The organism is Erythrobacter cryptus DSM 12079 (assembly GCF_000422985.1).
Lineage (GTDB): Bacteria > Pseudomonadota > Alphaproteobacteria > Sphingomonadales > Sphingomonadaceae > Erythrobacter > Erythrobacter cryptus.
The window spans coordinates 317390-337030 of sequence record NZ_KE383966.1; the positions used below are offsets into that span (position 1 = coordinate 317390).

A 19641-nucleotide genomic window follows, 5' to 3' on the forward strand; every position below is an offset into this window, starting at 1 on the left:
GAGAGCCAACATGTCGGTGAGTGCCGAGAAGAAGCAGGAAATCATTGCCGCCAACGCCCGTGATCCCAAGGACACCGGCAGCCCGGAAGTGCAGGTCGCGATCCTGACCGAGCGCATCCGCAATCTCACCGAGCACTTCAAGGATCACCACAAGGACAATCATTCGCGCCGGGGCCTGTTGATGATGGTCAACAAGCGCCGCACGCTGCTCGCCTACCTCAAGAAGAAGGATGTCGAGCGCTACAACGCGTTGATCCAGAAGCTGGGTCTGCGCAAGTAACCGGCTTCGAGGCGGCCCCTGAGCGGGCCGCTTCGCTTATCCGGTTGGTTCATCGGGCGGCCAGGGCGCGAGCGTGCGCCGGCTGCCCAAAATTCAATGGCTTTCCTTCACAATCCGGTGGAGGGGCCTGGGGCAGACAAGGCCCCGCACCGGGCCGGGACGGTTCCTTTCCCCGGCAGATGAGGCCCCGCCCGGCAATCCGGCCGCGCGGGTCGGAAGGAAAACCGATGTTTGACACCAAGACAGTATCGCTGGAGTGGGGCGGAAAGACCCTCACTCTGGAAACTGGGCGTATTGCCCGCCAGGCCGATGGCGCCGTGCTCGCCACCTATGGCGAAACCGTGGTGCTGTGCGCCGTCACCGCCGCCAAGAGCGTCAAGGAAGGGCAGGACTTCTTCCCGCTCACCGTCCACTATCAGGAAAAGTTCTCCGCCGCCGGGCGTATCCCGGGCGGCTTCTTCAAGCGCGAACGCGGCGCAACCGAGAAGGAAACCCTCACCAGCCGGCTGATCGACCGTCCGATCCGCCCGCTGTTCCCCGAAGGTTTCTATAACGAAATCAACGTCATCGCCCAGGTGCTCTCCTATGACGGGGAGACCGAGCCGGATATCGTGGCGATGGTTGCCGCCTCGGCTGCGCTGACCATTTCGGGCGTTCCCTTCATGGGTCCGATCGGCGCCTGCCGGGTGGGCTATATCGACGGGCAATATGTGCTCAACCCCAAGCAGGACAAGGCGCTTGCCGAAGGGCGGCTCGATCTCGTCGTCGCTGCCACCGACAAGGCGGTGATGATGGTCGAGAGCGAGGCCAAGGAGCTTTCCGAGGACGAGATGCTCGGCGCTGTCATGTTCGCCCATGACGAATGCCGCAAGGTGATCGGCGCGATCATCGATCTTGCCGAGCAGGCGGCCAAGGAGCCGTGGGAAATCGACCTTTCGGACGATACCGCCGAAATCAAGGCCAAGCTCAAGGAACTGGTCGGCGCGGATATCGCCGCGGCCTACAAGCTCACCGACAAGTCGGCCCGCTCGAATGCCTTGAACGCCGCGCGCGAGAAGGCCAAAGCTGCCTTTGCCGAGGAAAGCCCGCAGACCCAGATGGTTGCGATCAAGACCTTGAAGAAGGTCGAGGCCGATATCGTGCGCACCGCCATCCTCAAGGACGGCAGCCGCATCGACGGGCGCCGGCTTGACGAGGTGCGCCCGATCGAGGCCATCGTCGGCTTCCTGCCGCGCACCCACGGCTCGGCGCTGTTCACCCGCGGCGAGACCCAGGCGATCTGCACCACCACGCTGGGCACCAAGGATGCCGAGCAGATGATCGATGGGCTTGAGGGGCTCAGCTATTCGAGCTTCATGCTGCACTACAACTTCCCGCCCTATTCGGTCGGCGAAGTGGGCCGCTTCGGCGCGCCCGGCCGGCGCGAGGTGGGCCATGGCAAGCTTGCCTGGCGCGCCTTGAATCCGGTGCTGCCGAGCAAGGAGGACTTCCCCTACACCATCCGCGTGCTCTCCGACATCACCGAATCGAACGGCTCGTCCTCGATGGCCACGGTGTGCGGCGGGTGCCTGTCGCTCATGGATGCGGGCGTGCCGATCAAGGCGCCGGTTTCGGGCATTGCCATGGGCCTCATCCTCGAAGGCGATGAATTTGCCGTGCTTTCGGACATCCTTGGCGATGAGGATCACCTCGGCGACATGGACTTCAAGGTGGCCGGCACCGCCGAGGGCATCACCACGATGCAGATGGACATCAAGATCGCCGGCATCACCCGCGAGATCATGGCCAAGGCGCTCGAACAGGCCAAGGCCGGGCGGCTGCACATCCTCGGCGAGATGGCCAAGGCCCTGGGCTCGGCCCGCACCGAGGTGAGCAAGCACGCGCCGCGGATCGAGACCATCACCATCGACAAGTCCAAGATCCGCGACGTGATCGGCACGGGCGGCAAGGTGATCCGCGAGATCGTGGCCGAAACCGGCGCCAAGATCGACATCGATGATGAAGGCGTGATCAAGATCAGCTCGTCCAATCTCGACGAGATCGAGGCGGCCAAGCGCTGGATCCTCGGCATCGTCGAGGAGCCGGAAGTGGGCAAGATCTACACCGGCAAGGTGGTCAACATCGTCGATTTCGGCGCCTTCGTGAACTTCATGGGCGGCAAGGACGGGCTCGTCCATGTCAGCGAGATGAAGAACGAGCGCGTCGAAAAGCCCACCGATGTCGTTTCCGAAGGCATGGAGGTGAAGGTCAAGGTGCTTGAGATCGACAACCGCGGCAAGGTCCGCCTGTCGATGCGGGTGGTTGACCAGGAAACCGGCGAGGAACTCGCCGACACCCGCCCCCCGCGCGAGCCGCGCGCCGAGCGCGGTGGCGATAGGCGCGGGCCCAAGGGTGGGCGCGGCGGCGATCGTGGTGGGCGCGAGCGCGGCGGGCGTGAGCGCGACAGCGCCCCGGCGGCGCTGCCCGATTTCCTCAAGGACTGATCGCGCCGCCAAGGCGCAAGCGCAGGCCCGCCGGGAGCGATCCCGGCGGGCCTTGTGCTGCCCCGTGGAGGTGCAGGCGCCTCGTTTCAGAAATCGTAGATCAGCGTCACCCGACTTTGCGTGTCGGTGCCCACCGCGCCGGGGGGCGGGTTGCTGTCATATTCGACGCTGTAGGACAGGCGCGCCTTGAGGCTGCGGCTGATCGCGGCATCGAGGCCGGTGACGAGGTCGATCGAGGTGTTGCGCGAATCGATGATCGCCACCGCCGAGGCGCCGGTCTCGGCCACGGCATTGGCGGTCTGCGTCAGCTTGAGCGTATCGGTGATGCTCCAGCCGAAATCGAGGCCGACCAGCCCGGCGATCCGGTTTTCCTCGCGCCCATCGACAAAGCGGGTGGCGCGCCAGGCCGGCCCGGCCTTGAGCGAAAGGGTGACATCCTCGTCCTTGATCGCCTCATAGCCGAGCCCGCCCGAGACCGCATAGCGACCAAGAAAGCCCTGGAAACGGTCTCGCTCATACTGCGCGAGGGCATAGACAAAGAGGTTCTTGGCAATGTTCACATTGGGCTCGTAACGCGCAAGGAACTGCTCGCGGGTGGTGCGGCCCTTGGCGCGCTGGTAATCGATCCGCCCGGTCAGGCGGTGGCGCCAGGCGAGGCCTTGTCGCTCGAGCGTCACCCCGGCGGTTATCCCGGCATTGCTGGCATTGCCCGTGGCCCGGAAGGCACCGAACTCGCCCTGGCCGCTCCAGTTCTCGAGCAGGCCCGCCGCGCGGATCGCGGCGGTGCGCGCCTCGGCCTCGGCCGCCTTGCGCGCCGCGAGCGTGGTCTCGAAACCGGCGACCAGCGCGTCGATCTCCTCGACCTCGGCGGGGTAGGTGCTGCGCGCCAGCTCGGCCACCACGCGCAGCTTGGCCTCATCGCCCGTGGCGATCGCCGCCTCGATCAGCGCCCGCACCGGCGGCGGCAGTTCGGCATGAAGCGGCTGCGCCAAAACCGCGGCGAGCATGGCAATGCTCCCCAGACGCAGCGTGGCCATCGCCTTCATGTTAGCGCTCCCTTTGCTCGCCCCGCGCTTTAGCCTTGCGCCGCTGCCGCGCGCAAGCGCCCTGCGTACGCCGGGCAGCGTGGGGAGGGGCGGGCGCGGCGTTCCCGTGTCAGCGCACCCGCGGCCCGCCAAAGGGCAGCGGTGGGGGCGGGCGGCGCACACCGCGCGGGAGCTGGGCCTGATAGGCGCGCCCGCAATGCTCGACGCAATAGGGAAAGCCGGGGTTCACCGGCTCGCCGCAGAAATGGAAATCGGGCTCGCCCGGGTGGCCCATGGGCCAGCGGCACACCTTGTCCGACAGATCGAGCAGGCTGGTCTTGTCGGCGATCTCGGGGCTGGGCTTGGCCGGCACCAGCCGCCGCGGCGGGGCCGGGGGGATCGGCGCCTGCTGATCGCCCGGCCCTTGGCGCAGGAAGCCGCCGGGGCCGACCGAGACGATTCGGGGCGTTTCCGGCTGGGCGCCGGGGATCGGCTGCGAGGGTGTTTGCGCGGGCGCGGCGGTGGCCGGCTCGCTGCGCGGCGGGGCCACCGGCGCGGGCGCTGCCGGGCGCTGAGCCGGGCGCTGCGGCGCGGTGTCGCTCGCGCTCGCTTCGGCGCGCGGCTCCTCGGCGGGCCGCGCCGGGCTGGCGGCGGGCTTCTTCGCCGGGGCGGCGGCCTTCTTCTTCTCGTTGGCCTTGACCGGCGAGGGGCGCGCCTTGAGCCCGAGCCGGTGGGCCTTGCCGATCACCGCATTGCGGCTCACCCCGCCCAGCTCGGCGGCGATTTCGCTTGCGGTCGAGCCGCTTTCCCACAGCCTGCGCAGCGTTGCGATGCGCTCCTCGGTCCAGCCCATAGTCACGTCCTGCTTCCTTGTTGGGGGCGCTTGTCAGCCGGGCCGGTTCCGCCTAGGCACGCGCGCCATGGCCGAACCTGCTCCTGCACGTCCCGCGGCAAAGTCAGCCCCCGTGCCGCAAAAGCCCGTCGCTGACAAGACCGGCGGGGACGCCCGCTTCCCGGCGCGCGGGGTCCCGGTGATCACCGGGATCAACCGCGTGGGGTTGCTCGCCCTTTATATGAAGGAGGTGCGGCGGTTTCTCAAGGTGCAGACCCAGACGATCTGGGCACCGGCCTTCACCACGCTGCTGTTCCTGGTGATCTTCGCCGTGGCGCTGGGGCGCGAGGGGCGGATGGTGCTGGGCGTGCCGTTTGCCACCTTCATCGCCCCCGGGCTGATCGTGATGGCGATGATGCAGAACGCCTTTGCCAATTCCAGCTTCTCGCTGCTGGGCGGCAAGATCCAGGGGACGATCATCGACTATCTGATGCCCCCGCTGTCCCCGGCCGAGCTGATGGGGGGCATCCTTGGCGCGGCGGTCACCCGGGCGATCGCGGTGGGCTGCACCGTCGCTCTTGCCATGGCGCTGTGGCCCGGGGTCTCGCTTCGCCTTGCCCACCCCTTTGCGGTCTTGTGGTTTGGCCTCATGGGCTCGCTGCTGCTGGCGAGCCTTGGCCTTGCAACTTCGGTGTGGGCCGAAAAGTTCGATCACAACGCCGCGGTGACCAATTTCGTCATCGCCCCGCTTTCGCTGCTGTCGGGCACCTTCTACGTGATCGACAACCTCCACGGCGTGTTCCAGCTGGTCAGCCGCCTCAACCCCTTCTTCTATGTCATCTCGGGCTTTCGCTACGGCTTTCTGGGGCAGAGCGATATTGGCGGGCCGGGTGATGTGCTGGTGGCGGGGATCGGGCTGCTGGTGCTCAATCTGGCGCTGGCCGGGGCGGTCTATGCGCTTTTGCGCTCGGGCTGGAAGCTCAAGAGCTAGCGGGCACGGCTGGCCCGGGGGCGGGCCGCGGTCGGGCGATCCGGGCGGTGGCCTCCTGCGCGCCCATCACGTCGGCCACCGGCCCGATGCGGAAGAACTCGGTCTCTTTGTCGCCGTCACTGTCGCGCCCGATCCGCACCGCAAGGCTGAGCGTGCCACTGCCATCGCGGCGCTCCTCGCGCGTGCTCAGGCCGAGCCGGTCAGCCGGCACCGTCTTGATCTCGAGCGCGCGGGCGAGGCTGAGCCTCAGCACCCGCCTGTCGGTGATGACATAGAGCACCCGTCCGCGCGCGATCAGCGGGCCGAAGGGGATTGCAAGCATCAGCAGCCCGACCGCCACGAAGGGCAGGCCAAACAGCGGGAAGGCCCAGCCGAAAAAGCCCGGCCCGTCCTCGCCCGTATGCAGCATCGCGGCCATGGCCAGCCCGGTCCACAGCAGGGCAAAGGCGGTCCAGGGCACGGCAAAGACATAGATGAGGAATCGCTTGGGCTCGATCCGGCCAAGCTGCCAGCCGTGCCAGAGGATGCTTTCCTCCGGCGCGAGCTCACGTTCGAGCGCGCGGCGCAAGCGCGCTGCGGCGGCGCTGTTCTGATCGTCCTTGGCTGTCCATGCCATGGCCCCGCGCTAGCAGGGCAAGGTTGTCAATGGGTAAGCGAGGCTCTCATACGGTAGCGCCCGTCCTTGAAGGCCTCGAACAGCTGGCGCACGGTGGGATGATCGACCGGGCCGCCTTCCGGATCGGGCACGAGATTGCCCTGACTGACATAGGCGACGTAGGCCGAATCCTCGTTTTCAGCGAGCAGGTGATAGAAGGGCTGGTCGCGCCGCGGGCGGATCTCCTCGGGGATCGACTGGTACCATTCCTCCGAATTGGCAAACACCGGATCGATATCGAAGACCACCCCGCGGAAGGCGAACAGGCGGTGGCGCACCACATCGCCAATGGCAAAGCGGGCACGGGTCTGGCGCGGCGCGGTGATGATGCGGCCTGCCTGACTGGAGAAGAAGGCTGCGCTTTCCATGCCCTGCAATATGGAGCAATGCCGGCGCAAAACAAGCGGGCGCACCGGCCGGGGCACGGATATGCCCCAAAATTGTGCGGCCGCAGGTCTTGGCAAGGGCTGCGCCTTGGGCTAACGGGCGCGCTTCCTGACGCCAGCCGCCTTGCGACCGGGCGGCCTTTTACGGCGCGACAGGCCTCGCGGAGAGGTGGCAGAGTGGTCGAATGCGCCGCACTCGAAATGCGGTTTACGGGTGACCGTAACGTGGGTTCGAATCCCACCCTCTCCGCCATTTCTAGCCATTCGAACGTTCTCCGCGTGCGGACGCGCGGCTGAAATGCCAAGGAACCGCGCGGTTCGGGCGCGAACCTCTGGACTGCGACGCCGGCACACTCGGCTCCGAGCGTTCTCTCTCCGCCTTTTTTCTCTCGACCTCTGGACTGAACCGACGCCAGTACGGAATCCTATGTCATTGAAATAGAACGTAAAAATGTCTGCGTCTCGTCGCGGCGATTGATATCCTCGTCGGCAAGCGATCGGCGCCGAAATCGGACATCAAAGCTCGAGCCGTTCGGCGACATCCTCGAACCCCGGATCCTCGGCATAAATGCGCTCGAACTCGCGTCGGGCCTGTGCTTGGCGGCGCTGGCCATCGTAGAGCAACGCACGCTCATATCGGACCTGCCGCAGCAGCTCGTCCGGGCGGTCCTTGCGCCGCCGGAGCGCCAACGTGAGAACGTCGATCGCCGCATCGGGCAAGCCCAAGCTGACCAGCGCGCGGGCCCGATAGAGCAGCAACGCCGTATGGACCGGAGTCTCGTTTTCGACAGACGCGCTCAGCTCTGCGATGCGTCGCAAGTGCTCGGGGTTCGGATGATCGAGCGCAAGTTCAGCGAAGGAGAGCAGGACGACGGGATCCGACTTGTCCAGATCGAGCAGCTGATCCAGACGGATCAATGCGTCGCCCGAACGTCCCTGCAACTGGTAGACCTCGACCAGGGCCAGAAGTGTCCCCCGTTCGCGAGGCCGCACATGCGCCGATATTTCGGGAGTGATCGGCAGGCTGATGGTCGCGTTGACTCCGTACTTGCTGAACAACGAATCGAGTTCGTGTCTCCGTTCCAAGGCATCGAGCAGGCAACGCTCCGCCTGTTCGAAGTTCTCACTCTTCAGGTGAAGCATCCCGGCAAGCCATGCGGCGTCGGCCAGAGAAGCCGAACGGTCGAGCAGGACAAGCGCCTCGCTGTCATCGCCCTCATTCAGCGCCTTTAGCCCATCGACGAAGGCCCGCTCCGCCGCGGGTGTGATCAGGCGCTGGAAAAATCCGAGCGTCAGACGATCTCTCGCGCGCACCATTGGTGCGGATGCACCGCGCTCTTGCCCGCGTCCGGCCCCTGGATCGCGCATCGTGTAGAAGAGGCCGGTGCCAGGAATGCCTGCCGTCGCGCGGTTTCCGCGGGGGCTTATCGTGTACTTGGCCCCGCGCGGCCCGAAGGATAGCGAAGCCGCCGATTTCGAGAGGTTCAGCGTGACCCCGGGCGCAAGTCGGATGCGGCGCCAAAAACGGAATGCCATACGCTTGCCTCCCGCGCCCTCTCGCCTATCGCGCCAGATCGTCGAGGAACTCGGAGGCCGGATCGACGCCGGTGATCAGCAGCCGGTCGCGGGCGCGGGTGCAGGCGACATAAAGCAGATGGCGTTCGGTGTTGTAGACCTCCTCCAGATCGGACTCATCGGCGACGGTCTCGATCCGCTCCTGCAACGGCAGCACCTCGTCGTCGCATGCCATCACGGCGACGGCACGGAATTCGAGGCCCTTGGCCAGATGCATGGTGCTGATCGCGACCTTGCCTGCTTCCGCCTCTACCTTGTCGCTCAGCTCGACACCCGATGCGCCAGCGGTCTTGATCGCGGCCCGCGCGCGTTTCAGTTGCTCGCCGGTTCGAACGAACAGGCCGACCTCATGCGGCTGGCAACCCTCTTTCAGGCGATCGGCGAGCCAGTGCCCGACGGCTTCGCTCTCTTCCGTGGCCGTATCGAAGGTGCAGATCTCGGGTGCCGGCCCGTTGAACACGGAGATGGTGCCGCGGCGGCTCTCGGTGTTACCGTCAACGTCGGAGATGTTCGGCGGCAGCAGCCGATCCGCCTGGGCGCGGATCTGGTGGGAGGTGCGATAGTTGATCCGCAATGTGTGGGAGCGTCCACGTAAGTCGATGCCGAGCGATTTCCACGAGAAGGGTTGCTGGAAGATGCGCTGTCCGAGATCGCCGGCGAAGAACAGCCCGTCCGGCCTGTGCGAAACCAGTGCGGCCAGGAAGCGGGCCTCGGCCACGCTGATATCCTGCGCCTCGTCGACGACCGCGAAATCGAACGGCCGCTTCTCCGTCGCGCCATAATGCGCCGCGAGACGGCCGAACACGCCGGACCATGTCACCGCCTTGCGCTCGGCGAGACCGGCGCGCAACTGCTCGAAGATCGACCAGAGTGCTTCCCGCTGCTTGCCGCCAATCCGCGTCTTGCGGCCAAGGCGCGAGACATCGCGGTACCCCTCCCAGCTTCCGATCTGCCAGGCATCGACGACCTCCGACCATTCCCCGGCGAGGAAGGGCAAGGAGAACTTCTGGCCATCGTCCTGTCCCGCCGCCTTGGTGAGCAGAGTGTGAACGAGGGACGGCGAGGCGATGTTCGGCTGCCCGAAAAGACTGGAATAGAGATCATAGGCGACGCCCGTGATGGACTGCACGGTGATCCGCGCCAAAACGGCCGGTTCGTTTCCGGCCAGATGCTGCAGCTTCACCTTCAGCGCATTGGCGAGCGCCTTGGAGAAGGTCGTCAGCAGAATGCGCGCCTGTGGTTCGTTGCGCGCCAGATGCACTGCGCGATGCAGAGCCACCACCGTCTTGCCCGTGCCCGCGGACCCCGAAATCCTGGCCGGCCCCGAATAGCTGCGCTCCACATATTGCAACTGGTCGGGATGGAGGAAGACCGCCCATTTCTCCCAAGGATAGTCGAGCGCGCGCTGCAGTTCCTCGATGTTGGTCAGGACCCGGAAACGCCGCTGCGCATCGGGATGGGCGAACGGATCGGCCTCCACGGGTGCCGTCACGGGCGGCTCCGGCTTCTCGCCCACCGCCAGCTTCAGGAGCGCCTCCTGCGCCTCCTGCGGCAGATGGGAGATGATGTCGAACAGGGTGTCCTCGGTCGCCCGGCGAACGTCCTCCACCCACTCCTCGGGTACCCCGAAACCCATCAGCTCGAATTTGCGCAGATTGTCGAAGAGTTTCGGCCTCGCAGCCGGCGCGGGGGCAACCGGCTCCGCGACCTCCTTCGGCTTGAAGATCTCCACCTCTTCGACGCGCTCGCGCACCTCGACGAGCTGCATGGCGCCTGTTGTCGGATGCCGCTCGATCTTGCGCCGTTCGGCCCATTTGTAGGCGTCGTCGTGGTGATCGACATAGACGAGCAGCAGGCTCGACTGCGTGCGGTGGACGATCAGCCGGATGTCGGCGTTCACTCGCACCGACCAGAAATTCGGGTCCTTGGCGCGGTCCAGCTTGTGGAAGGAAAGGCCCGGCGCGGAGGCATCGAGTTGCAGGTCGAAGGCGGTCGTCTTCACTGCCTTCTGTTCCTGCGCGGTCAGCCTGGACAGGCTGTCGGTGAACGTGTCCGCAATCCGGAATTCCATGCTTAATCCACCCCATACTCCGCCAGCCGCCGTTCAGCCGCGGCTACGACCTCGGGCTCGAACTCCTGCCGATATTTCAGGATCAGCGATTCTGCCGACATGTCGGCCATTCCGAACTCCATCAGCTTCAGAAATCCCTCTGACGGTTTCGGCTTGAGTGCGAGATCGGCAAGGGTCTTGCGGACACCGGCGCGGGCGAGCTTCTGCCTGGTGCGTGACAATCGAGTGGTTCTGCCGTTCTGCTCGCTCAGCGCTTCTTCTAGCGCGCGCATGACAGCGGCGAAATCGGCTGCGAGCGGGTCGTCAATGTCGCGGCCTTCGATGCGACATAACTGACGGAAGGCGGCCTGATAGACATCGTCCCGCCCCAGCCGGCGGGCATTCGCCATCCAGTTCCGCAGCTTTTGCTGATCCCATTCCTCCGAGAGATCCGGCGCCTTTGCTCCCATCGTGCTCATCCCCCCACCGCCCTGTTGAGCTTCAAGGCGCTCACCCCACTGAGAACACCTTCATGACCTCGTCGCCGAGGTGATTGATGACCTTCACCGCGATCCGCCCCGACGCCGGCTTCGGGAAGGGGCGCGACGTGTCGCTGTGCAGGCTTTCCCAGGCCTCCTGATCGATTTCGGCCTTCAGCGTCATCTTCAATGCCTTGTAGGGATCGTTCGCGCCGAGGAAATAGGCGTGGCGGACGAAGAAGCTTTCCTCGTTGTAGTCGGTGTCGAGCATCCAAAGCGCGATACCGTCGGTGCCTTCGGAGACGACTTCGCCAGTCTGCGGCTTGAAGACGTCGACGCCGAACACCTTCACCCGGATCATGCCGTCGCCCGCATCCTCGATCTTGATGTCGGGCTCGCCGAAGATGACGAAGAGGTTACCGGCGCTGGTCGATTTCAGGTCCCCGCCCATGTGCAGGTCGGGGTTCATGCGGGCCTTGAGCACCGGTACGCGGCCGAGCTTGTCGAACTCAGCCGAATGAGCGTCATAGTTGAAGGCGCAGGCGATCAGAACATCAAATCCGGCATCGCCCGCCTCGCGGGCCGCAGCTACCAGATCGGGGCGGCTGACGGTACCGAATTCGGGACCGATGAAGATGCCGGCGCGCTTCTGGCGATCGCCCTCCATGAAGGCGCCCTCGGCGCAGATGAAGCGGCCGGGCCAGCCGGTCAGGCTGGTGAAGGTGATCCGATCTTCCTTGTGCGCCTGCTGGACGCCGGCGGTCTTCAGGTTCTCCAGGATCATGTGCGCGAAGTCGGTCACGCTCTCGTCGCGATCCGCCGCCTTGCGCTTGCCCTCGGCGGCCTCCAGCACATCGATCAGCTCGTCGTTCCAGTCCACCGCCAGCGTCCGGTGGGGCGAGAGGCTTTCAACCGTAAAGGGCCCGGCAACGCGGACCCTGGAATTGTCCACGTAGGGCTTGTCGTAGAGATATTCGAACTCGGCCTTGGCGGCGATGGATGCATCGATCTCCTTCTGCCGCGCGATCCGCGCCTCCCAGAAGCGGGCGAGCGCGGCCTTGGCGGGTTCGGGCCAGCCCTTGGGGGCCTCGCGCGGAATCTCCCACTCCATGAAGCCGCCAGCGGGGGCGGGCTCGCCGGAGGGCAGCGTGACCTCGCCCTCCTTCCGGAAGTCGATCGTCTTGCCGGCGCGGCCACCGGTTTCGACCTTGAAGGGTTCCTGGTGCCCTTTCAGGGCGGCGTTGAGGGCGGCGCGCGCCTCCTCGACGGCGGGCTGCATCCGCTCCCAGATCACGTCGATCTCGGCATTCTGAGCGATATCCCGCAACATGATGTGCGGCACGCGTTCGTAGACAAAGCCCATGCGGATGTCGCCGCGGGTCGGGGTGGTCTTCGGAACGGAGCGCGTGATTTCGCCTTCCTTGGCTTGGCCCTCGGGGCTATCGGCCAGCAGATAATAGGGATAGCGCGCGCCCATGAGGCGCGACCGGGCGAGCGCAATAGCGACACGGCTGGTGTCGATGGTGATCCATCGCCGCCCCCATTGTTCGGCAACATAAGCCGTTGTGCCCGAGCCGCAGGTGGGATCGAGCACCAGATCGCCGGGGTCGGTGGTCATCAGGATACAGCGTTCGATGACGCGAGAAGCGGTCTGAACAACATACACCTTGCTGTCGCCAAAGCCGCTTTGTCTCGTATCGTCCCAGATATCATTATACCCTTGAACATCGAAATCTTTAAAAGGCCTAACGAAGCGTAGCGTCTTCCCGATGCCATGAAGCCGTGAGGACTTTTGAAGTTTTTCCATTCCGACGAGGTTCGTTTTCCATCCACCTTTTCCAGGCTCGAACTTCAACCCGGCGAGAGGGTACTCAAACAAGGTGGTGCTGCTGGCCGACTGGGACGTCAACGGATTCGCAGCAGCCACACGAACGCTCTCATCTATACTGTCAACGTCCTCCATTTCCGTTCTCGTCAGGGTACGAAGTGTTCCATCCGGCTCGAATGCAAAGCGATAATTCGCATCGGCTGATGCCGTCCGTTGGAAGTACAGGCGTCGAAATTTTAAGGATTGAACGTTTCGAGCGAACCAAAGAACAAAATCTCGAGTGCTATCCAGAGCAGCAGATGCCTTACCGGTCGTAGTTCTGTACACAATCTGGCTGACGAAGTTGTCCTCACCAAACACTTCATCCATCAGCGCACGCACCCGGTGGACGTTCTCGTCCCCGATCTGCACAAAGATGCTGCCCGATTCGCTCAGCAGATCGCGCGCCACGGTCAGCCGGTCGCGCAGATAGGTCAGGTATGAATGGATGCCGTCCTTCCAGGTGTCGCGGAAGGCACGGACCTGCTCAGGCTCGCGCGTCACATGGTCCTTGGCGCCGTCTTTCACGTCGCGGCTGGTGGTGGACCACTGGAAGTTGGAATTGAACTTGATGCCGTAGGGCGGATCGAAATAGATGCACTGCACTTGCCCGCGCAGGCCCTCGCGCTCGGCTAGTGACGCCATGACCGAGAGCGAGTCGCCCGAGATCATCCGGTTCGACCAGTGCTGGTCGTGCTGATAGAACTCGGTCGCCGCCTCGGCATCCCGCAGTCCGTTGAAATCGGCGAAGAGGTCGGCCATCGGCGGCGCGGCCTCGTCGGCACGCGTCTTCGATTCCCGCTTCAGGTCGTCGATGATGACCTTGGGGTGCACCTTCTCCTGGATGTAGAGTGGCGGGGCGGAGACGATGAGGTCCGACCAGTCCTGCTCGTCCTTGCCGCGCCAGACGAGCTGCGGATCGAGATCGCGGTTGCGCCGCTCATAGGCGAGCTGGATCGGCGTCTTGTCCGCCTCGCGCATGACGCTCTCAAACTCGGCCGTCGGGATGTTCTTGCGCGTCGCCGCGTCGTGCTTCAGCGCCTCGACCTCGATCGGTTTCTTCGCCATTACGCGGCCTCCTCTGCTTGCGCGTCGGGCAGATCGAAGCCCTCGTCATCCTGGGGGATATCCTCGCCTTCCTCAGGCGCCACGCCGGCCTTGATGACCGGGTGGCCGGTCGCCTTGGCGATCATGGCGAGGAGCCGCGCCTCGCGATCCGCCATGAACCCTTCGAAATCGTCGGCACGCAGAAGCGCCGGGTCCATCGCGTGACTTGCGAGGTATTCGTCCAGCGCGGCGGGCGCGATGGGCGGCGTATCCTTGCCGCCCATCTCCAGCCGGGAGAGATACTCCGAAGGCGCGACCCCGCCGAGGATGCGGTTGGTCTTGTAGCTGAGCGGGGTCTTGTTGACGACGGTGTCAAAGACCTTCGGCTCGATCTTCTGCTTCTTGCACCAGTCCTGCGGGAAAATGTGGTGGATATCGACATACTCGTCGAAGAACACCGTCTGGCCGTAGGGCTGGCCCGAACGGAAATCGATCGCGCCCTCGGCCATCAGCAGGGCGTGGATGCCCTTGTAGGCGGCGGAGAGGCGGGTGCGCAGCGTGCGCAGCCGTTCGGGGCGGAAACGCCCTTCGGTGATGGTGCTGGGCTCGGGCCCGCCATCGAGCCAGGCGGGGACTTCGAGCACGTCCTTGGCGAAGCGGGATTCGATGGCGGAGCCGTATAGCTCGCCGAAGATGCCGCACCAGAACCAGCGCGCCAGCCGGTCGCGAACCGCGGCATGGTCGAATTTCGGGCCGATGATCGCGAGGATCGCGGCGAACGGGACGAGCTGGCCCTGATAGGGCAAGTCGATGACGCGGTAGATGTGGTTCTGGCGGAGGAAGCGGGCAGCCGTCTTGAACCCTTCCTCGACCGCGCCACGGTGCTTCAGATAGGCCTCCAGCGGCAGGTCCAGCAGCGACTGGCGCGTCGCCCGGACGGCGGAGAGCTCGGACTCCTTGCGGCCCGCGGCGATTTCGGCCGCGCGCTTCTCGACGCCGTGCAGGAGCGCAATCGCCTGCAGGACATCCGTCGCAGCGACCTTCTCCAGAACACCGAACTTCTGCTCGGCCGCGCGGCCGTAGAGCTGCAGGCGCGTCTGCAGCCCGGCCTGGCCATCGGCGCCGAGCCAGTCGTCGCGGAGGCGATGCCCGCGGGCGGCGTACATAGCGGTGACGAGCTCAAAGGCATCGAGCGGCTTGCCGCCGGTGTTCACCTTTTCGAAGACGAGGCAGACCGCCTCGTGCGAGGTGTCGGGGCCCAGCGCGATGACCGGCAGCTGGTAAGCCTTGAAGTTCTGGAGGACTTCATCCTTGAACGGCTTGAAGAGCCTGCGCGTCTCGGGATCCTTCTCCAGCCAGTATTCGTTGAACCCGTCCTGCCATTCGTCCCAGTCGAACACCTGGTTCAGCGGGAACATGAGATTCTGGTATTCGAGCTCGGGCGTGGAGAGGTCGAGTTCGATCTTCCGGTCGAAATCCGATTTGATCCGCCGATCTTCCGGCACCGAGACGATGGCGTTCTCGCGATCCTCGGCCGGGTTCATGGCCTTGCGGATGTCGATGTAGAACCAGCGCCTCACGAGCTTGAGGCGCGGAGTAACCGTCTGCACCACCTCGCGCCGCAGGCAAGTCTGGTAGAGCGACGTCATGCGCTGCTGGCCATCGAGGAGGAGCTGGTCCGGCGCGCCAGCGGCTGCGATCGGATCGGCGCCCTGGATCGGGCGCCGCGCGAAGGTATCGGCGGCTCCCGGCTTCACTTCCAGCGTCATCAAGGCGCCGACCGGAAAAGCTTGCGAGATCGACGCGATCAGACCCTTGATCCGCTCCTCATCCCAAACCCAGCTGCGCTGAAAGTCGGGAAGCTGGATCTTCCCGCTTCCGCAATGCCGGAGCAGTTCTTCAAGGCTGACCGGATTGGTCTTGAATGCTGCCTGCTTCCCCAAGGTCACACCTCGTGATCGACGACGGCTGCGGCAGCGTGTTCACACTGCGCAGCGATCAGTTTGTTGAACTCCGCCTCGATCTCGTAGACGGCGGTGAACTCGGCGAAGGCCCAGCGTCCGTAGCGTTCGAGGTTGTTGACGCCCGGCACCCAATAGGCGCGCATGGTGTTCGCCTTCTCCTTGGCGTCCTCGCCGCGGAAGCCCTTGATCTCGACGATGAGGTTCAGCGGGTCTAGATGGCCATCGTCCACCTGGACGATGAAATCCGGGATGTATTTTCGGGGCGTCGAGCCCATCAGGTAGGGCACGTCGAGGCCAAGATTCTGGTTCTTGACGTAGGCGCGAACCTTGGGGTGCGCCTCTGCCACGCGGCAGAACTCCGCCTCCCAATCGCTGTCGCAGACGACCCAGTTCACGTGGCACTTGCGCGGGTCGGTCTGCCAGCGCGTTTCCTTCGACGTCGTGAAGTTGACGAAGGCCGTCGAGCCGGTGGGGTTGTAGGCGTCGAGGATCGCTTTGACCGGCCGGTCGCCGGCGAGCGTTTCGGTGATGGCGGCCTTGATCCGCTCCGCCGCCATGTCGGCGATCTCCTTGTAGATCAGCTGCGCGGGATAGGTGCCGCCCGAACACTTGAGATAGCCGCCTTCGAGCCATTGGCGTGTAATGCGCTTGAGCTGCCCGAACAAATGGAGCTTCGGCTCCTCTCCCGGATCGCGATACTTGTTGTAAAGAAGGTGCCGCGCGAGGTGGAACAGGACGGTCGAGGACCGCATGTCCTCCAGATGCGCGACAGTCAGATCGACGCCTTCGCCGATGATGCCCTGATTCTTGGTCACAGACGGACCGACAAGTTCCGGCGTCAGATGGAGGACGTGATCCCGCCCGAAGGCCGCTTCCAGCCGCTCGTCGGGCAGTTCGACGCGATAGCCCTCGACGCGCGGAAAGACGATCTCCAGCGCGTCGCGGTCCGGTTTGACGGCATGGACCCGCACCGTCTCGCGCGGTTTGGCGGGCGGGGAGACGACCGGTTTGGCGGCAAAGTCGAACGGAATGCCGAGCACGTCGGCATACTCTACGTTGAACAGCCCTTCCTCGTTGAGGTCATAGGACTGACGACGCAGGCCACGACCGACCACCTGCTCGCACAGGAGCTGCGTGCCGAAGGCGCGAACGCCGAGGATATGGGTGACGGTGTTGGCGTCCCATCCCTCCGTCAGCATCGAGACCGAGACGACACAACGCACCTGCTCACCCAGCCGCCCCTTCTTGCCGACGGTGTTCATGACCTCACGCAAGAGCGTGGCGTCGTCGATACTGTCGGCGGCGTGGACGTCGCCGGTGCGCTCGATCATCTCGCGACGGAAGCGTTCGATCTCATCGCCCGCCATCTCGCGGAAGTCCTTGTCGAGGGCTTCACCGGATTCGAGTTGGGCCGAGTCGATCAGGATCGTGTTCGGACGGGCGATGCGGTTTCCGTAGTCGTCGTAATTGCGGAACAGCGCCAGGCGGCCGTTCTCCAGCGTCGTGGAGCCGTCGTCGTTCTCGCGATGGAAGCCGGAGACGTACTTGTAGATCAGCTCCGAGGTCGAGGTGTTGTTGCACACCACAATGAAGACCGGCGGCACGCCGATGCCCTCGTTCTCCCAGAGCTCGAACGTTTTCTGATAGTGGCCATAGAGCGCTTCGAGCGCGGTCAGCAGCTCCGCCGGCAGGCTCAGCGGATCGAGCGACTTGCCTGCGCTGCGGCCCTTCTTCGGCAGCTTCTTGCCGATGTGCTCCCATAGATTGCGGAACTTCGGCGTGTCGCCGCCTGGAATATTGTCGGCGACCGGAACGCGCGGCAGCTTCACGATGCCGCATTCGATCGCGTCCATGAGGGAGAAGTCGCTCATGGTCCACGGGAACAGGGTGCCTTCCGCATAACCCGAGCCGCGCAAAAAGAAGGGCGTGGCCGAGAGGTCGTAGACGAGCGATATCCCAAGCTTACGCTTGACCGCCTCGAGCCCCGAGATCCACATCCGGGCGGCCTCGTTGTTTGCCTTGGCCTCGTCCTTATCCTCGCCCTTGAGGTCAGCTTCAGTTTCGCCTTCGGCGTCCTTCACCCGCTCGCGATAGCAATGATGCGCCTCGTCATTCAGAACGACGATGTTCTTTAGCCCCATGAGTTCGGGCATGACTCGCTGAAGCATCTGGCCTTCGGTCTCCAGCGTCTGCAGCGTCTCGCCGCGCCAGCCTTCCAGGGCGGTGCGGGTGCCCTTGGAGACGGAAATCCGCTCACGCAATTTGAAGGCATGATAGTTGGTGATGACGATCTTCGCCCGGTCGACATCGGCAAGCATATCGGGCGGCACGATCTCACGGTGCCGGTAGTAGCTCTCCGGGTCGTTGGGCAACAGAACCCGCAAGCGATCCTTGATGGTGATGCCCGGCGCGACGACCAGAAAGCCGCGCGAGAACTGCTTGCTGTTCGGATGGCGGACAGCATTCACCGTCTGCCAGGCTATCAGCATCGCCATTACGGTCGTCTTACCGGCGCCGGTGGCGAGCTTCAGCGCCAGGCGCATGAGCTCCGGATTGGCCTGCGCGTTGCCGCCCTCGATGTGAGCCCAGAATTTCTTCGTCCGTGCGCCGAGCTTCGGCGCGACCTCAGTGAGCCAGATTGCTGTCTCGACGGCTTCGATCTGGCAGAAGAATGGACGAATACTCTCGAATTTGTGGTGACGCCAATGCGTCAGCAGGCGCGCCGTTTCCGGCGTGACCAGCCACTGGTCGGGGTTGGGCAGCCTGCGCCATTCCTCGACGTAGGTGCGGACCTCGTTGATGATCGGAGTGGGGTTGTACTCCTGCTCCTCCGATGACAGGCCGGTGTCATCGCCAAAGATCATCTGAGCCTGATTGCCGCGTCCCTGGCGGCGCTTCTTCGGCTTCGGAACCGGGGTGATGAGGTCGGATCGGCGCCGTGTCTCGATGATCCGATTGGTTGGCTGCCCGTCCTCATCGAGTTCCCAATGTCGGCGCGGATACTCGTAGGGCGAGTTCAGGATCGGGCGTTCGAAGAATGTCTCGCTCATACCCGAACCTCTCCATTGTCCTGCCGCGGCAAGCTCGGGCCAGCTGCATCCCTATTGAGCAATACGATCTGTTGATCTTGAGGACGGCGCGCGGCCGGATCGGTATCGAGGCCAAGCCTGCGGAGCGCGTAGTAGAGCAACGCCTTTCGAACCCGGATTTTCGCTCGTCCTCCACGCATCCCGTAATCCAGTGCGATCACCTTCTTCTGGGTATCTGAGAGATCGGGATGGGGTCCGATCTCAAGCACCACTTCGTCATTCCAATCTTGATCCGCCTCTGATCCCATCTCGCTTGGCTTGGTGCCGCGGGTCTCGATGATCCGCGAAAGCAGGAAGTCCTTGAAGCTTCGGTCGCTGAGACAGAACGCCCGGGTATGCCAGCGGAACCCGTCGAAGCCGATTGCGTGTGGCGCAATCCAACGCCAGCGCGGCTCCGGCCGCGACAGCGACTGATACTTGACCTCGATCGCTTCGGACCGGCGGATCGCAGCGACCACTGCGCGCAGCGTCTTGGCATTAACGCCCCGCACGGGCGTCGGCGCTGCATCGTAGGGGGGAAACTGTCCGATCCACGCATCGGCGCGATCCAGAATTCCGTCGGCGACTGATCTAAGCTGCGCGAGATAGCGGTTCGCGTCGGGTTTCAGGAACTGTGGAGCGAACTCTGCACCGCGGACATAGGCGCGAGCGCTCTTGTCGTAGTGGATGTTCTGCGGCGCCATTCCGATATAGCGGTTCAGGTCAGTGGACGCCTGATTCACCGACACCCCGAACGCCTCCATCAGATCGCCCCGGTTCACATGCCCCTCCCAAAACAGCCGGAACTCGATGAATTCGAGTCGTTGCTCGACTCCCCACCGCAGATCGGCCTTCGCTTTCGCCACCCTGGACTCCCAATGACATGATCCGTCCGTTAACTAGGCATGACTAGTTACTGGGCTCTTCGATCACGCTAAC

General features: G+C 64.4%; 14 protein-coding genes and 1 tRNA gene. 4 read left to right on the forward strand and 11 right to left on the reverse strand.

All coding sequences use genetic code 11. From position 1 onward, the window contains the following. The first annotated feature begins 10 nt into the window (after positions 1–10). Both rpsO and pnp read left to right on the forward strand, forming a co-directional pair. Positions 11–280 (forward strand): 30S ribosomal protein S15, encoded by a 270-nt coding sequence (rpsO, locus tag G524_RS0113650; protein WP_027444195.1) that lies wholly within the window; start codon positions 11–13, stop codon positions 278–280. 227 nt (positions 281–507) lie between these two features. Continuing rightward, positions 508–2763: a polyribonucleotide nucleotidyltransferase gene (pnp, locus tag G524_RS0113655; protein ID WP_027444196.1), complete on the forward strand. Its 2256-nt coding sequence runs from the start codon at positions 508–510 to the stop codon at positions 2761–2763. 86 nt (positions 2764–2849) lie between these two features. Here pnp and G524_RS0113660 read toward each other — a convergent pair whose 3' ends face one another. Next, complete coding sequence (locus tag G524_RS0113660; protein ID WP_027444197.1) at positions 2850–3809, reverse strand: DUF481 domain-containing protein; 960 nt, start codon at positions 3807–3809, stop codon at positions 2850–2852. Between the two features lie 109 nt (positions 3810–3918). Continuing rightward, positions 3919–4641, reverse strand: a complete 723-nt coding sequence (locus tag G524_RS0113665; protein ID WP_027444198.1) for a GcrA family cell cycle regulator — start codon at positions 4639–4641, stop codon at positions 3919–3921. A gap of 67 nt (positions 4642–4708) precedes the next feature. Between G524_RS0113665 and G524_RS0113670 the strand changes: the two genes are divergently transcribed. Beyond that, a complete protein-coding gene (locus tag G524_RS0113670) occupies positions 4709–5611 on the forward strand; it encodes an ABC transporter permease (RefSeq protein WP_084625194.1) in 903 nt (300 codons plus the stop codon). On the opposite strand, the gene G524_RS0113675 is transcribed toward G524_RS0113670, so the two are convergent. Beyond that, positions 5601–6227 (reverse strand): hypothetical protein, encoded by a 627-nt coding sequence (locus G524_RS0113675; RefSeq protein ID WP_027444200.1) that lies wholly within the window; start codon positions 6225–6227, stop codon positions 5601–5603. The genes G524_RS0113670 and G524_RS0113675 overlap by 11 nt on opposite strands. Positions 6228–6253: 26 nt before the next feature. After that, on the reverse strand, positions 6254–6634 hold the full coding sequence (gene hspQ, locus G524_RS0113680) for a heat shock protein HspQ (RefSeq protein WP_027444201.1): 381 nt from the start codon (positions 6632–6634) through the stop codon (positions 6254–6256). Positions 6635–6815: 181 nt separating this feature from the next. Between hspQ and G524_RS0113685 the strand changes: the two genes are divergently transcribed. Next, a tRNA-Ser gene (locus G524_RS0113685) sits at positions 6816–6905 on the forward strand. 263 nt (positions 6906–7168) lie between these two features. On the opposite strand, the gene G524_RS0113690 is transcribed toward G524_RS0113685, so the two are convergent. From G524_RS0113690 to G524_RS0113720, 7 genes are read right to left on the reverse strand one after another with little or no spacing between them, the layout of a single operon-like run. Further along, positions 7169–8188, reverse strand: a complete 1020-nt coding sequence (locus G524_RS0113690; protein ID WP_027444202.1) for a DUF4236 domain-containing protein — start codon at positions 8186–8188, stop codon at positions 7169–7171. Between the two features lie 25 nt (positions 8189–8213). After that, complete coding sequence (locus tag G524_RS0113695) at positions 8214–10298, reverse strand: 3'-5' exonuclease (protein ID WP_027444203.1); 2085 nt, start codon at positions 10296–10298, stop codon at positions 8214–8216. Positions 10299–10300: 2 nt separating this feature from the next. Then, positions 10301–10756: a hypothetical protein gene (locus G524_RS16050; protein ID WP_051221275.1), complete on the reverse strand. Its 456-nt coding sequence runs from the start codon at positions 10754–10756 to the stop codon at positions 10301–10303. Positions 10757–10787: 31 nt separating this feature from the next. Beyond that, entirely contained in the window at positions 10788–13691 is a 2904-nt protein-coding gene (locus tag G524_RS0113705) for a site-specific DNA-methyltransferase (RefSeq protein WP_027444204.1), read from the reverse strand. Beyond that, on the reverse strand, positions 13691–15619 hold the full coding sequence (locus G524_RS0113710) for a GmrSD restriction endonuclease domain-containing protein (RefSeq protein WP_245561380.1): 1929 nt from the start codon (positions 15617–15619) through the stop codon (positions 13691–13693). The genes G524_RS0113705 and G524_RS0113710 overlap by 1 nt, the downstream gene beginning before the upstream one ends. Further along, the gene (locus G524_RS16055) at positions 15616–18684 is read right to left on the reverse strand and encodes a BPTD_3080 family restriction endonuclease (protein WP_051221277.1); all 3069 of its coding nucleotides are present in this window, start codon (positions 18682–18684) and stop codon (positions 15616–15618) included. The genes G524_RS0113710 and G524_RS16055 overlap by 4 nt, the downstream gene beginning before the upstream one ends. Further along, on the reverse strand, positions 18681–19568 hold the full coding sequence (locus G524_RS0113720; protein WP_027444206.1) for a BrxR family helix-turn-helix transcriptional regulator: 888 nt from the start codon (positions 19566–19568) through the stop codon (positions 18681–18683). The genes G524_RS16055 and G524_RS0113720 overlap by 4 nt, the downstream gene beginning before the upstream one ends. Positions 19569–19641 lie beyond the last annotated feature (73 nt).

Excerpts from the sequence above, each read along its gene's own strand:
- G524_RS0113665 (WP_027444198.1), bottom strand. The coding sequence starts at position 4,641 with ATGGGCTGGACCGAGGAGCGCATCGCAACGCTGCGCAGGCTGTGGGAA.
- hspQ (WP_027444201.1), bottom strand. The coding sequence starts at position 6,634 with ATGGAAAGCGCAGCCTTCTTCTCCAGTCAGGCAGGCCGCATCATCACC.
- pnp (WP_027444196.1), top strand. The coding sequence starts at position 508 with ATGTTTGACACCAAGACAGTATCGCTGGAGTGGGGCGGAAAGACCCTC.
- G524_RS16050 (WP_051221275.1), bottom strand. The coding sequence starts at position 10,756 with ATGAGCACGATGGGAGCAAAGGCGCCGGATCTCTCGGAGGAATGGGAT.
- G524_RS0113670 (WP_084625194.1), top strand. The coding sequence starts at position 4,709 with ATGGCCGAACCTGCTCCTGCACGTCCCGCGGCAAAGTCAGCCCCCGTG.
- rpsO (WP_027444195.1), top strand. The coding sequence starts at position 11 with ATGTCGGTGAGTGCCGAGAAGAAGCAGGAAATCATTGCCGCCAACGCC.
- G524_RS0113675 (WP_027444200.1), bottom strand. The coding sequence starts at position 6,227 with ATGGCATGGACAGCCAAGGACGATCAGAACAGCGCCGCCGCAGCGCGC.
- G524_RS16055 (WP_051221277.1), bottom strand. The coding sequence starts at position 18,684 with ATGAGCGAGACATTCTTCGAACGCCCGATCCTGAACTCGCCCTACGAG.
- G524_RS0113695 (WP_027444203.1), bottom strand. The coding sequence starts at position 10,298 with ATGGAATTCCGGATTGCGGACACGTTCACCGACAGCCTGTCCAGGCTG.
- G524_RS0113705 (WP_027444204.1), bottom strand. The coding sequence starts at position 13,691 with ATGGCGAAGAAACCGATCGAGGTCGAGGCGCTGAAGCACGACGCGGCG.
- G524_RS0113660 (WP_027444197.1), bottom strand. The coding sequence starts at position 3,809 with ATGAAGGCGATGGCCACGCTGCGTCTGGGGAGCATTGCCATGCTCGCC.
- G524_RS0113690 (WP_027444202.1), bottom strand. The coding sequence starts at position 8,188 with ATGGCATTCCGTTTTTGGCGCCGCATCCGACTTGCGCCCGGGGTCACG.